Source organism: Klebsiella sp. GG_Kp173, from assembly GCF_040062415.1.
Taxonomy (GTDB): Bacteria; Pseudomonadota; Gammaproteobacteria; order Enterobacterales; family Enterobacteriaceae; genus Klebsiella; species Klebsiella quasipneumoniae.
Genome location: NZ_JBEAFZ010000009.1, coordinates 100,318 through 112,872 on the forward strand (window position 1 = coordinate 100,318; position 12,555 = coordinate 112,872).

Below are 12,555 nucleotides of genomic sequence, written 5' to 3' on the forward strand. Positions count from 1 at the left end.
TAAGGAGAGCCCGATGTCTGATAACCGCGTCTATAGCTACTCCACCGTTCTGATGGGTTCTCCCATCCTGCTCAAACTCTGCAACCATGATGAGGCGCTGGCCTCCCGCGTATTTCAGTTAATCAAACGCTACGAAGATCTGCTTACCGTTAACCGCGCCGAGTCGCAGGTAATGGATATCAACCACGCCGCCGGACGTCACCCGGTGACGGTCAGCCGCCCGGTCTTTCAGCTCATTCAGTGCGCCAAAGCCGCCAGCATGGTGCGCGACAGCGCCTTTAACCTCGCGATTGGGCCGCTGGTGAAGCTGTGGCGAATTGGCTTTCAGGGACACAGCGTGCCTGACGCCGGCGAAATCAGGGCCCGGCTGGCGCTGACCCGCCCGCAAGAGGTGATCCTGGATGAGGCAACCTGCAGCGTGTTTCTTCAGCAGCCGGGGATGGAGCTGGATCTTGGGGCGATCGCCAAAGGCTATATCGCTGACCGGGTGCGTGATTATCTTCGTCAGCAGCAGGTGGAAAAGGCGCTGATCAACCTCGGCGGCAACGTGCATACCCTTGGCGAATGGGCCATTGGCCTGAAAAAACCGTTTGCCGATGCGCAGGCGCTGATCGGCTCTCTGACGGTTAACGGACAGTCGGTAGTCACATCGGGCACCTACGAACGTTATTTCGAGCAGGATGGCAGGCGCTGGCACCATATTCTCGACCCGCGCAGCGGTTACCCGCTGGATAACGAACTCGACAGCGTCACGGTGATTTCCACTGATTCTTTAGACGGCGATATCTGGACCACGCTGCTGTTCGGCCTCGGCGTCGAGAAAGGCTGCGCAGCGCTGCGTCAACGGCAGGATATCGACGCGATTTTCGTCACCAAAAATCGCGACATTATACTTTCATCGCCGCAGCGATTGCGCTTTGCGCCGCTGGATAGCGGCTACCACGTTATTGACTGTACTGCTTAAGCAAACTGTACTGTTCGGCCACCAGCCGGTAGCGATAGACCGGCCGCCCGGTGGCGCCGTAGTGGATAGTGGTATAGAGAATATTGATCTGCGCCAGCCAGATCAGATACTTACGGCAGGAAACGCGGGAGATATTCACCGCCGCCGCCAGCTCATCGGTAGAGAATTCAACGTCCGGGTGGGCGTCAATCCACTGGCACAGCGTGCGCAGGGTTTGCGCGGTAAGCCCCTTGGGCAGCTTGCGCGCGTCGCTGGCCTCCGGCGTGCCGCCGTGCAGCAGGCGGTCAACGTCGGCCTGCTCGTAATAGGGTTGGCCGGTTATCAGCTTGCGCTTCTCCCGCCAGGTAGTGAGCGCCTCTTCAAAACGGGGAAACTGGAAGGGTTTGATCAGGTAATCGACTACCCCGTAATGCATGGCGGTCTGCACCGTGGCGGCATCCGCCGCTGAGGTGATCATAATGACGTCGATGGCGCGCCCCGATTGACGGATAGTCGGCAGCAGATCGAGCCCACTGTCCTGCTGCATATAGACATCCAGCAGCACCAGATCGATCTCCTGTTGCGGATCGTTAATCATCTCCTGGGCTTGACTGAGCGTCGAAGCGCTCCCGCTGCAACGAAAGCCGGGAACCCTTGCCACGTACAGGCGATTCAGTTCGGCCACCATGGCATCATCGTCAACAATCAACACATTTATCACGCACGTTTCCTTTTACTATCCCAGGGGAGATGAACAAAAAATTGAGTAAATACGCCGGGTTCCGACTCGACGGCGAGGGTGCCGCCCAGCTCGCGTAATTGCTGGTTGGCGAGAAACAGCCCGACGCCGCGATTCTCGCCTTTGGTGGAGAACCCTTTGTTAAAGATAGCGTCGATGTTGTTTTCCGGGATCCCCGGCCCGTCGTCGCTCACTTCACCGCTTAGCCAGCCGTCCTGATAGTGCAGCAGCAGGCCGATCTCGCCCTCCGCCTGACCGTTCATGGCATCCAGCGCGTTCTCAATAAGGTTACCCAGTACCGTCACCAGCACGGTGACCTGCTTCTCATTCGGGCAATCCGGCACCAGGCTCTCTTCCGCCAGCTTAAGGGTAAAGCCGCACTCGGTGGCGCGCTGCATTTTACTTATCAGAAAGCCGGCGACCACCGGGGATTTTATGCGGTGCTGAATATCGCCGATGTCCGCCTGGTAGCGATGGGCGGTCTGCAGCACGTACTCCTCGAGTTTGCCATAGCTTTTCATATTCAGCAGGCCGAGGATCACGTGCAGTTTATTCATAAATTCATGGGAGGTGGTGCGCAGGGCATCGACATAGCTCATCATACCGTCCAGCCGCTGCAGCAGCTGGCTGACTTCGGTCTTATCGCGGAAGGTACAGATGGCGCCGACCACGGCCTCCTGGCTGCGGATAGGCACCGTGTTGCTGATTAGCAACAGGCCATTGCATCCCAGCTCGCGGTCGTACATCGGCTCGCCGCTGTGCAAAACCGTCTGCAGGTCAGCGAGCAGCGGGGTATGAGCGAGCGTCTTGTCCGGCCCGGAAAAGAGGATCTCGCGCGCCGCCGGGTTGATCAGGTTAACCTCACCATGGGCATCGACGGCCACCACCCCCTCCTTGAGGGCGTGCAGCATGGCCTGACGCTGCTGAAACTGAGTGGAGATTTCGTGCGGCTCCAGCCCCAGCAGGACGCGCTTCAGGCCGCGCACCAGGCTCCAGGTGCCGAGGGCGCAAACCAGCGCGCTGAACAGGATGGTCAGCAGCACGTCCCAGCGGCTGTTGGCGATCTGCTCGTCCACTTTACTCAGCGAAATGCCGACCACCACCACGCCAATCTGCTGATGCTGATCGTTGAACACCGGGGTAAACACCCGTAGCGCCGGGGCCAGCACGCCGTGGTTAATGGCCACGTTCTCTTTTCCCTGCAGCGTCGGCTGGATATCGTGGCCGATGAAGGGTTTGCCAATAATTGAGCTGTCCGGATGCGAATAGCGAATACCCTGCATATCGGTGACGATAGCGTACAGCAGGTCGTTGCGCCGGGTGATGGCCTGCGCCAGCGGCTGAATAATTTGCTGCTGCGGCGGCGCCTCCAGTCCGCGCTTCACCTGCGGCATATCGGCCATGGTGCGCGCCACCGCCAGCGCGGTCTCTTTCAGACCATCGCGAGTGGCATTGCTGATCTGCATATACCACAGGGCATAGACCAGCAGCAGCACGGCGCCGATCACGCTGCCGATCATCAAGGAGACGGCGGTGCTCAGCTTTAACGGTAAGGCGCGTTGACGAACGCGAGGCGGGTGCTCTGATGCCTTCATGACGATCCCGGATAGAGTCAGTAAACGATTATTATCGCTGATAGCGTGGCATTCATAAAGCCGTGTAATCAAAGCAAAAGGCCGCTTTTGCTACGGTAGCCTCGTCCCGTCCACGATAAACTGTCGCTTTTCACCACAGGCTTAAGGCAGACATGATGGAACTGGCATCTCTGGTCCGGGATATTCTCCGGCAACAGCACGTTGAACGACTGGCACAGCATCGTGAACAGGACCATGAAGCGGAAGCAGAGTGGCAGATCGCGCGCTGGCGACATCGCAGCGGGGTGGTGATCCAGCACCGCTACGAACTCGAACTTCCGCAACAGGATGCCGCCTCCTGCCCGGAGTGCTGGATCGAGTGGCAGGTTATCGATAGCGCCGGCCTGGTGGTGCAGCCAATGCGCAAACAATTTTATAACCTCTGTCAGCAATCCTTCTGGCTGGCCATGCAGGCGGACGGCGAAGATGAGAGCTGAGACAGGATTGTACAGATAATCGGCAATTGCCCGTGAACGGGCGATCGGGACGGTAAACTGTGACCCCGACGGCGGTAAAGCGCGGAAGATTCCCCTTATAGTGGCGACAGAGGTTAAATAGTCCTGATGAATATAAGGATATGCATCAGGCCGCTGATTTCGCCGAGATGCGCTTTTTCTGTCGTAAATGGAGGTTGTTATGAGCAGTTCGCTAACCGCGTCAATGCAGGCACGTCGTCACCCGGATACCACCCACATCGATCGCCTCGCCACCGCCGACATGCTGGCGATGCTGCATCAGGATGATAAGCAGATATCGGAGGCGGTTGGCGCCTGTTTGCCGGATATCGCCCGGTTGATTGATATTGCCACCGCGACAATGAGCCGGGGAGGGCGTCTGGTTATTATCGGCGCCGGGGAATCAGGCCGCACGGCTGTCCAGGCGGTCAGCGACTACTCTCCGGAAGGCAAACACGCGCTGGTGGGGCTGATTGCCGGTGGGCAGACGGCGGCGATGGCCGAGCGGGAGACCGCGGCGAATAATTACGATCTAGGCGCCTTCGAGCTGCAGTCGCTGGACTTTTCCAGCCACGATATGCTGCTGGCGCTTACCGTTAGCGGCAAGACCCCATGGGTCTGGGGGGCGATGCGCCACGCCTGGTCGCTGGGGGCTCCGATCGCGGTGGTGACTCAGCAGGCGGCCAGCGAGGCGGCGCAGCTGGCGGATATTACTATTGCTCCGCAAACCGGGCCGGAAGCGGTGGCGGGCTTGACCAATCCGAAGGCCCGGCTGGCCCAGCGGCAGATCCTTAACATGGTGTCGACGGGCCTCGCTATCCGTGACGGCCGGGTGTACAGCAACCTGCGAGTGGATCTGCAGGCTGACAGTCCACACTGGGCGGAGCGGCAGGTGGCGATTGTCATGGCGGCCACCGACTGCACGCGCAGCGAAGCGAAAGCCGCGCTGACCAGCTGCCACCACCATTGCCGCACCGCTATCCTGATGCTGCTCAGCGGGCTGGACGCCTGGCACGCACGGGAGCTGCTGACCAAACATCACGATCATCTGCGTCTCGCCCTGCGCGAAGCCCAGCGCAGCGCTGTCACTCCCGCCCATTAAGCCTTTAGCCAGGCGCGCACAAACGGTGTGCGCGCCTGCACTTTATTAACTAAAGAAATTCCTCTCTTCTATTTATTCCGGTAATTGCGCTGAATTTTCAGTGATATTTTACGCCGACGCTTATTTTTTAGTGCCGCTCTGATTTTTTAAGTTAAATAATTATTTGATTAAAAATGCGAGAGTGTAAATGATATTTTAAAATAAAGTAAAAGTGCGTTAATATGCTGCCTCTTATTACCGTGTGCTACGTGATAATTCTATTATGCCTGCAATGAAAAAAACGATTATTTCCTTTACCGCATTAGCGATGTTTGTCAGCGCGGCGACGCATGCTGAAGCGGATACCTCTAAAAAAACCGACTTCCTGCTGATTGGCGGCGGGATCATGAGCGCCTCGCTTGGCACCTGGCTGCAGGCGCTGCAGCCGGACTGGAACCTGACGATGGTGGAGAAACTGGACGGCGTGGCCCTGGAATCCTCCAACGGCTGGAATAATGCCGGTACCGGTCACTCGGCAAATATGGAGCTGAACTATACGCCGGAGCGGGCGGACGGATCGATTGACGTCAGCAAAGCGCTGGATATTAACGAACAGTTCATGATTTCCCGTCAGTTCTGGTCGGCACAGGTGAAGCGCGGTATTTTGCACGACCCGCACTCCTTTATTAATTCCACGCCGCATATGAGTTTCGTCTGGGGCGATAATGTCGACTATCTGCAGAAGCGTTATACCGCGCTGCAGCAGACCACCTTATTCCAGGGGATGAAATTCTCCACCGACCACGCGCAAATTAAACAGTGGGCGCCGCTGGTGATGGAAGGCCGCGATCCGCAGCAGAAAGTGGCTGCCACCTGGACGCCGGTGGGTACCGACGTTAACTATGGCGAAATCACCCGACAGCTGATCGGCAGCCTGAAGAAAAACAGCCATTTCACCCTGCAAACCTCCTCTGAGGTCACCGATTTCAAACGCAATGCCGATAACTCCTGGCACGTAACCATTAAGAACGTGCAGAGCGGCGAGGCGCAGACCATCGATGCGAAATACGTCTTTATTGGCGCCGGCGGCGGCGCGCTGAAGCTGCTGCAAAAAACGGGTATTCCGGAAGCGGACAACTATGCTGGCTTCCCGGTGGGTGGTTCGTTCCTGATGACCGAGAACCCGGCGGTCACCGCGCAGCACCTCGAGAAAGTGTATGGCCAGGCTTCGGTCGGCGCACCACCGATGTCGGTACCGCACCTTGACGCCCGCTACCTCGATGGCAAGCGCGTGGTGCTGTTTGGGCCTTTCGCCACCTTCTCGACCAAGTTCCTGAAAAACGGTTCCTTCTTCGACCTGTTGAGCACCACTACCACTGACAACGTGCTGCCGATGACCCACGTCGGTCTCGACAACTTCGATCTGGTGAAATATCTCGTCAGCCAGGTGATGCTCAGCGATGATGACCGCTTCGCCGCGCTGAAAGAGTACTACCCTGACGCGCGTAAAGAGGACTGGAAGCTGATCCAGGCCGGCCAGCGCGTGCAGATCATTAAGAAAGACGCAGAGAAGGGCGGCGTGTTGAAACTGGGCACCGAAGTGGTGGTCGATCAGCAGAAAACCATTTCCGCGCTGCTTGGCGCGTCGCCGGGGGCTTCCACCGCTGCGCCGATCACCCTCAATGTGCTCAAGCAGATGTTCCCGACGCAGTTTAACTCGCCGGAGTGGCAGACCCGTATCCACCAGATCGTGCCGAGCTACGGCCAGAAGCTGAACGGCAACGTGGCGCTGACCCAGCAGGTTTGGGATGATACCGCCGCGACCCTGCAGCTGACGAAACCGCCGGTGATCCAGATGCCAGCGGCTGCGCCCACCGCGACCGCGAAGCCGGCTGAGCCTCAGCGCGACGCCTCGCCGCAGCATGATATGGCGCTGTAAAAGCAAACTTGATAGTGAACAAAAGGGAAGACCACGGTCTTCCCTTTTTTGCGTCTATTCCCCGCCTGCGCCGCGCTCTGCCTGCAACTTTGCCGTCATAAACGATATACTGATTTGAATTGAAAAAGAAAAGCAAATCAGGAGTGTGGAAGGGCTATGCAAGACGATATCAACCAGGAGATCACCTTCCGCAAGTTGTCGGTCTTTATGATGTTTATGGCGAAAGGCAATATCGCCAGAACCGCCGAAGCGATGAAGCTCAGCAGCGTCAGCGTCCACCGCGCGCTGCATACGCTGGAAGAGGGGGTGGGCTGCCCGCTGTTTGTTCACAAAGGGCGCAATTTACTGCCGCTGCAGGCGGCATGGACGCTGCTGGAATATTGTCAGGATGTGATGAGTCTGATGAGCCGGGGGCTTGAGGCGACGCGCAAAGTTGCCGGCGTCGGCCAGGGGCGGCTGCGCATCGGCACTCTTTATTCCCTGACCCTGGAAACCGTCCCGCGCATTATCATGGGCATGAAGCTGCGGCGCCCTGAGCTGGAGCTGGATCTGACCATGGGCTCTAACCAGATGCTGCTGGATATGCTGGAAGACGACGCTCTCGACGCTATCCTGATCGCCACCAATGAAGGGGAGTTCAACAATACCGCTTTCGACGTGGTGCCGCTGTTTGAGGACGATATTTTTCTCGCCGCCCCGGCGACGGAGCAGCTGGATGCCTCACAACTCGCCGACCTGCGCGATTACGCCGATCGCAAGTTTGTGTCGCTGGCGGAGGGGTTCGCCACCTATGCCGGATTTCGGGAAGCATTCCATATCGCTGGTTTCGAGCCGGAGATCGTCACCCGGGTGAATGACATCTTTTCGATGATTAGCCTGGTGCAGGCGGGCGTCGGGTTTGCGCTGCTGCCGGGGCGAATGAAGAAAGTCTATGAAAAAGATGTACAGCTGTTAAAGCTGGCGGAACCGTACCAGATGCGCCAGCTGATCTCGATTGTCTATTCACACCATCGCGAGCGCGATGCCGACCTGCTGGCGCTGGCGGCGGAAGGAAGGATGTACGCCCGGAGCCTTATTCGTTAAGCCGCTGCGCCAGATGGCGGGCAACGTCCACGCCGCTGCGTTCCAGCGAAAGGGTCTCCCCGCGCCAGCCCGCCTGGCGGGTCAGGCAGGTCAATACCCCGCCGGGGGGCATCTCAATGGCTAAGCGCGCGTCGCGCTCATCGGCGGCGATCATCGCCTCCTGCCAATGCACGGTGCGCGCCATGTTCATCGCCAGATCGTCGGCGATCCGCAGCGGGTCCCACAGCACGCGCGCCGTCGAGCCGCTTAAATAGGCGCACTGCGGGCGCGTTAAGGCCAGGTCGGCAAAGGCTTTTGCCAGCGTTGCGGCGGGTTTATCCAGCAGCGCACAGTGCGATGGCACGCTGACCGCCAGCCGCTGCGCCTTGCTGGCGCCCGCCTGCAGCGCCAGCTGTGCCACTTCGGCCATGGCTTCATCGCGTCCGGCGATTACAATCTGCGTTTCGGCGTTGAGGTTGGCGAGATAGACCTCGTGGCCCTGCATCAGCGCCTCAAGCCGCGGGCGGGTCAGGCCCATAATCGCCGTCAGCCCGTAACCTTCAGGATAGGCCTGCTCCATGAGATCGCCGCGCAGGGCTACCAGGCGCAGCGCGCTGGCGAAATCGAGCGCACCGGCAATCACCGCTGCCGGAAACGCGCCGATAGAGAGCCCGCTGACCATCTGCGGATCCACGCCCTGGCGCTGTAGTTCGCGCGCCCAGGCTACCCCGGCGATCAGCAGACAGAGTTGTACTGCACGGGTATGCTTTAGCGCGTCGGCGCTATCGAGGGTATCGACTTCATCCCCCAGCACGGCGCACGCCTGGCTGAGGATCGCTTCGCGGTCGGGGATAGCCGCCAGCATGTTGGGACGCTGGGCGCCCTGTCCGGGAAAAGTAAACAAAATCTTCATCATTCCTCCCTGCGCCACGGCGCAGTAGTTAAGCGCGCACCGTGTGACGTTTTCAACAGCGCCCGCCCATCGCGTAGCCACTCATTGAGGGCGAAGGCGCCGTACGGCGTTTCGACCTGGGTATCGGCGCGGCACGGGAGCTTGGCCACCCGGGACTGCCATTCCAGCAGCGCCTCGCGGGCCAGCGGCTGCGGCGCGCGGATCAGCAGATCCAGATCGCTTGCTGCATGGAGTACCGGAATTTCGGTCGCCAGCGCGTAGCCAGTGCTGCCGGTGACGCCCCAGCCCCAGGGCCAGCGGTGTAAGGTGAGGGCGATAGCAGCCTGAACCGGCGGCTGCGAGACAAACGGCGAGCAGAGTAATGCTTCGCGCTCGACAAGCATCTCCGGGGTGACGCTGCGCACGATATTCTGCGCCTGTACCCAGCCGGCGGCACGCTGCTCGCGCTTCATGCCCCTCACCCCAACCGGGATACGGGCCTGGTCGTCAACGTCGCGCCTCACCACCACCGGCAGCGCGGCTCGCCACTGCTGAACCACCCACGGCTCGGCAATATCTTCCAGGGCGCTGGCGTGGTTTAACCAAACTAAATCGTGGGGACGCGGCGTTGATGACATGGTTTACAGTCCTGAAGTCAGAGAGATAAACAGCGGTAACGACAGGATACACAGAACCGAGCTTAACAACAGCACGGCTTCAGCATCCGGGGACTGCACGCCGAAGCGGTTGCCGAACACCACGCCGAAGAAGCCGGCGGCCAGGGCAATCATCAGGATCGCGGTAATCGCGATGGAGCCATGCAGACCCAGCAGCATCACCAGACCCCAGGCGATAAACGGCTGTACCAGCAGTTTTACGAGGGTGGAGGTGGCGATCAGCGCATTGATCTGCAGTTTACGCGCCGAGAGGATCACCCCGGTGAGGAACAGCGCTGCTGCGGTAGCGGCCAGGCCCAGCGGTTTGATGGAGGCCAGCAGCAGGTCCGGCATGTTAATGCCGATAGCGGAAAGCACCACCCCGAGCAGCGGGCCCCAGACGATCGGCTTTTTCACCGAACGCCACATCAGCACCGGCAGCATCGCCAGCGTAGAACCGGTGTTTTCCCCCGCGGCGCGGGCTTTTTCACGTTCCAGAATCAGCAGGCAGAAGGGGGTCATCAGGACCGAACCGCAGGCGATAGAGACCGCCACCGACAGCGAGGTCGATGCGCCTTCGCCGAGCACGCTGCCAAGGATCGGCAGGCCCAGCGCGGCGTAGTTCGGCAGCGCGACGGTGAGGGTCAGCACCGCGGCATCCTGCGGGGTGCGTTTGAACACGCTGGTGGCGAGGAAGTAGATCCCGGCGTAGGTGATCCACATCGCGCCGGTGAGCACCAGCACCAGCGGCGACTGGGCGACGATACCGGCCCATGGGGTTTGCACCGTGGCGCTGAACAGCGTAGCGGGTAAGGCGAAATCCATTACAAAGATATTGAGCAGGGAGACATTTTTGTTATCTACCATCCCGGCTTTACCGGCCCAGAAGCCCAGCAGCATAATGACGAAAATCGGGGCAAGAGCATGAATAATCACATAAGTCATAAATCACCTGTAAATAAAATAGAGTACTGGCGCGATTGTTATTTTTTCTAAAAGCCGTCCCTGCCCGGCGCGGTTATTACGCGCTCCGGGGGACGGCTTCCGGCAGGTTTTCTTCTACTACTTACGTACGAACGAACGTCTTACCAGCTGGCGCGCATAAGGTCGCGGACCTGCTGCGAACTGCGGCGGTTTTCCGCACCCAGGCGGCACTTCAGCGAGGGATCCTGGCGCGCGTCAGCGATGGCGTCGCGCAAGGTGTGGCTGACCAGCGCCAGATCGTGGTCGTCAGGCGCGTCCGGATTGCTGATGTCAAGCAGAGCAGAGAGCAGGCCGAGCGTGGCGTAGTTGTTGACGTCATAGGCCATCGGCGGGATGGTCGCCGCCAGTTTCTCCAGCGCCTCTACGGTACGCAGCGTAATGCGCGCTGCCGATTCTTTACCCATCGCGTGAACCAGCACGCCGCTATCGTTAAAAGCGATCAGGCGGTTGGCCTGATAGCCGTGGGCCAGAAACGCCCCTGACATCGCTTTTCCGACGATCAGGCCAATCACCGGATGGCCGACAAGACGGGCTTTGGCGTAGGCGCCTGCCGCCCCGGCCAGGGCCTGGTGGATGCCAAAGGCTTCTTCGCGGCGGCCATAGGCCTGGCTCGGGACATCAATTACCGCGACGATCGGCCGTTTGACAGGCTGATCGGCGTCGGCGGCGATGGTTTCGTTGACCACTTTCGCCAGCGTCCAGCCTTCCAGCAGGCCGACTTCGCCGCCGGCGGCGCGCGGATAGTGGTTGTTAGCGTCAGGCACCACGGCGATAAAGCGGACGTTTTCGCCATCAATCTGGCCATCTGCGACCTGTACAGAGGCGCATAACCCGTTCATCAGCGGCGCGTTGGGCGCCAGTTTATTCAGCCATAGCGCGGCGCGGTTTGGGAACTGACTCATTATTTATCCTCCCGGGCAAAAAGCTGTTTAATTTGCGCGGTATCCGCCTGCTGGCGGGTATCGAATTGGCTCAAGCGACGCAGATAATCGTCATAGTTGTCGCTGCGGTGCTGCGCCGGTACGCCTTTGGCGATCGCCTCGTTCATCGCGGTTTTGACCGCGTTGACGCCATCGTTAACCAGCGCGTCGACCAGGCCGCTGGCGGCGCGAATTTCGCCGCCGGTCATGCTCCAGATAAATGGCCGGTTGCGTGAGTCGTACTCTTCAATGCCGGCTTCCTGCTCGATAACCTGCGGGCCGTTGAGACCGAGGCGGGCTTCACGGGTGACGATAAGGTAGCTGCACAGCGCGGCGGCGATGGACATGCCGCCGAAGCAGCCGACGGTGCCAGCGATGATGCCGACTACCGGGGTGTAGCGGCGCAGATCGACAATCGCCGCGTGAATATCGGCGATGGCGGCCAGACCGAGGTTGGCCTCCTGTAGCCGGACGCCGCCGGTTTCCAGGCACAGCACCGCCTGCGTCGGGATACCGTTGCGGTTATCCTCCGCCGCCAGCTCAAGCGCGGCGGCCATTTTGGCGCCGGATACTTCGCCCATACTGCCGCCCTGGAAGGTGCCTTCGATGGCAATCACCACCGCCGGCTGGCCGTTGATCGTGCCTTTGGCGACCACCATACCGTCGTCGGACTGCGGGACGATGCCCTGAGCGCCCAGCCATGGCGACATAATGCCGTCAAACGGATCCAGCAGTTCGCGGTAACTGCCGTCGTCCAGCAGGGCGTGTGCGCGTTCGCGAGCGCGCAGTTCGATAAAGCTGCGATCGTTACGCATGAGCGGCCTCCTCAAAGACTTGTTCAATACGAATACGGGCGACGCCCGGCGTGGCGCCGAAGTCGTGAATAACCAACTGCCCGGCGGGCAGGCCGTTGATCAGGTTCAGCCGGTCGAACAGCGCCTGCCAGCGCGCCTGGCTGTTATCCACCGAGGTGGTAATTTGCACGCGGAGCGTATCGCTCCCGGCGGCGGTATAGAGCACCTCCATATCGCCTGAACCTACAACCCCTGCCAACGCTCTGCCGCTGAGGGCGCGGCTGGCAGGAAATGACAATGTAATCTGTTCCATAACATCCTCTGAATGCGTTAGCCGGCAACCCGGTCGAGAAACAGGGTGGCGGCAAGGAGATCGGCGGCGCCGCCCGGCGAGGCGTTGTGCGCCAGCATCTGCGCGTCAAGCCGCGCCAGGGCGGCGGGGGGGGGGGGGGGGGG

Annotated in this window: 14 protein-coding genes; 5 read left to right on the forward strand and 9 right to left on the reverse strand. The window is 60.0% G+C overall.

The annotated features are described in order from the left end of the window. The first annotated feature begins 13 nt into the window (after positions 1-13). Positions 14-964 (forward strand): FAD:protein FMN transferase, encoded by a 951-nt coding sequence (locus ABLU50_RS07995; protein WP_060655762.1) that lies wholly within the window; start codon positions 14-16, stop codon positions 962-964. Here ABLU50_RS07995 and dcuR read toward each other — a convergent pair. After that, positions 945-1,664, reverse strand: coding sequence for a two-component system response regulator DcuR (dcuR, locus tag ABLU50_RS08000; protein WP_017900307.1), 720 nt, complete (start codon positions 1,662-1,664; stop codon positions 945-947). The two genes, ABLU50_RS07995 and dcuR, sit on opposite strands and share 20 nt — an antisense overlap. Next, a complete protein-coding gene (locus ABLU50_RS08005; RefSeq protein ID WP_032455987.1) occupies positions 1,661-3,277 on the reverse strand; it encodes a sensor histidine kinase in 1,617 nt (538 codons plus the stop codon). Before ABLU50_RS08005 ends, dcuR begins: the two co-directional genes overlap by 4 nt. Positions 3,278-3,429: 152 nt before the next feature. Between ABLU50_RS08005 and ABLU50_RS08010 the strand changes: the two genes are divergently transcribed. The 4 genes from ABLU50_RS08010 (at position 3,430) to ABLU50_RS08025 (ending at position 7,874) form a co-directional block, all read left to right on the forward strand. Beyond that, positions 3,430-3,753: a hypothetical protein gene (locus ABLU50_RS08010; RefSeq protein ID WP_171879697.1), complete on the forward strand. Its 324-nt coding sequence runs from the start codon at positions 3,430-3,432 to the stop codon at positions 3,751-3,753. 199 nt (positions 3,754-3,952) lie between these two features. After that, the gene (locus ABLU50_RS08015) at positions 3,953-4,873 is read left to right on the forward strand and encodes an N-acetylmuramic acid 6-phosphate etherase (protein WP_087833255.1); all 921 of its coding nucleotides are present in this window, start codon (positions 3,953-3,955) and stop codon (positions 4,871-4,873) included. 307 nt (positions 4,874-5,180) lie between these two features. Next, positions 5,181-6,791 carry a malate dehydrogenase (quinone) gene (gene mqo / locus ABLU50_RS08020; RefSeq protein ID WP_231829823.1) on the forward strand — a complete coding sequence of 537 codons (1,611 nt, stop codon included), beginning with the start codon at positions 5,181-5,183 and terminating at the stop codon, positions 6,789-6,791. 156 nt (positions 6,792-6,947) lie between these two features. Continuing rightward, positions 6,948-7,874 carry a LysR substrate-binding domain-containing protein gene (locus ABLU50_RS08025; RefSeq protein ID WP_004206070.1) on the forward strand — a complete coding sequence of 309 codons (927 nt, stop codon included), beginning with the start codon at positions 6,948-6,950 and terminating at the stop codon, positions 7,872-7,874. Here ABLU50_RS08025 and mdcH read toward each other — a convergent pair. The 7 genes from mdcH to ABLU50_RS08060 form a co-directional block, all read right to left on the reverse strand. Next, entirely contained in the window at positions 7,864-8,766 is a 903-nt protein-coding gene (mdcH, locus tag ABLU50_RS08030) for a malonate decarboxylase subunit epsilon (RefSeq protein WP_087833256.1), read from the reverse strand. The genes ABLU50_RS08025 and mdcH overlap by 11 nt on opposite strands. Beyond that, a complete protein-coding gene (locus tag ABLU50_RS08035; protein ID WP_087833257.1) occupies positions 8,766-9,383 on the reverse strand; it encodes a malonate decarboxylase holo-ACP synthase in 618 nt (205 codons plus the stop codon). Before ABLU50_RS08035 ends, mdcH begins: the two co-directional genes overlap by 1 nt. A gap of 3 nt (positions 9,384-9,386) precedes the next feature. Beyond that, positions 9,387-10,346 (reverse strand): AEC family transporter, encoded by a 960-nt coding sequence (locus ABLU50_RS08040; protein WP_032455991.1) that lies wholly within the window; start codon positions 10,344-10,346, stop codon positions 9,387-9,389. Between the two features lie 140 nt (positions 10,347-10,486). Next, positions 10,487-11,287: a biotin-independent malonate decarboxylase subunit gamma gene (gene mdcE / locus ABLU50_RS08045; protein ID WP_087833259.1), complete on the reverse strand. Its 801-nt coding sequence runs from the start codon at positions 11,285-11,287 to the stop codon at positions 10,487-10,489. Continuing rightward, positions 11,287-12,120 (reverse strand): biotin-independent malonate decarboxylase subunit beta, encoded by an 834-nt coding sequence (locus ABLU50_RS08050; RefSeq protein ID WP_023282544.1) that lies wholly within the window; start codon positions 12,118-12,120, stop codon positions 11,287-11,289. The genes mdcE and ABLU50_RS08050 overlap by 1 nt, the downstream gene beginning before the upstream one ends. Beyond that, positions 12,113-12,412: a malonate decarboxylase acyl carrier protein gene (gene mdcC, locus ABLU50_RS08055; RefSeq protein WP_017900317.1), complete on the reverse strand. Its 300-nt coding sequence runs from the start codon at positions 12,410-12,412 to the stop codon at positions 12,113-12,115. The genes ABLU50_RS08050 and mdcC overlap by 8 nt, the downstream gene beginning before the upstream one ends. A gap of 17 nt (positions 12,413-12,429) precedes the next feature. Beyond that, a partial coding sequence (locus ABLU50_RS08060; RefSeq protein ID WP_348864660.1) for a triphosphoribosyl-dephospho-CoA synthase occupies positions 12,430-12,555 on the reverse strand: 126 nt, incomplete at its 5' end.

Excerpts from the sequence above, each read along its gene's own strand:
- ABLU50_RS07995 (WP_060655762.1), top strand. The coding sequence starts at position 14 with ATGTCTGATAACCGCGTCTATAGCTACTCCACCGTTCTGATGGGTTCT.
- ABLU50_RS08005 (WP_032455987.1), bottom strand. The coding sequence starts at position 3,277 with ATGAAGGCATCAGAGCACCCGCCTCGCGTTCGTCAACGCGCCTTACCG.
- ABLU50_RS08010 (WP_171879697.1), top strand. The coding sequence starts at position 3,430 with ATGATGGAACTGGCATCTCTGGTCCGGGATATTCTCCGGCAACAGCAC.
- ABLU50_RS08015 (WP_087833255.1), top strand. The coding sequence starts at position 3,953 with ATGAGCAGTTCGCTAACCGCGTCAATGCAGGCACGTCGTCACCCGGAT.
- mqo (WP_231829823.1), top strand. The coding sequence starts at position 5,181 with ATGTTTGTCAGCGCGGCGACGCATGCTGAAGCGGATACCTCTAAAAAA.
- ABLU50_RS08025 (WP_004206070.1), top strand. The coding sequence starts at position 6,948 with ATGCAAGACGATATCAACCAGGAGATCACCTTCCGCAAGTTGTCGGTC.
- mdcH (WP_087833256.1), bottom strand. The coding sequence starts at position 8,766 with ATGAAGATTTTGTTTACTTTTCCCGGACAGGGCGCCCAGCGTCCCAAC.
- ABLU50_RS08035 (WP_087833257.1), bottom strand. The coding sequence starts at position 9,383 with ATGTCATCAACGCCGCGTCCCCACGATTTAGTTTGGTTAAACCACGCC.
- ABLU50_RS08040 (WP_032455991.1), bottom strand. The coding sequence starts at position 10,346 with ATGACTTATGTGATTATTCATGCTCTTGCCCCGATTTTCGTCATTATG.
- mdcE (WP_087833259.1), bottom strand. The coding sequence starts at position 11,287 with ATGAGTCAGTTCCCAAACCGCGCCGCGCTATGGCTGAATAAACTGGCG.
- ABLU50_RS08050 (WP_023282544.1), bottom strand. The coding sequence starts at position 12,120 with ATGCGTAACGATCGCAGCTTTATCGAACTGCGCGCTCGCGAACGCGCA.
- mdcC (WP_017900317.1), bottom strand. The coding sequence starts at position 12,412 with ATGGAACAGATTACATTGTCATTTCCTGCCAGCCGCGCCCTCAGCGGC.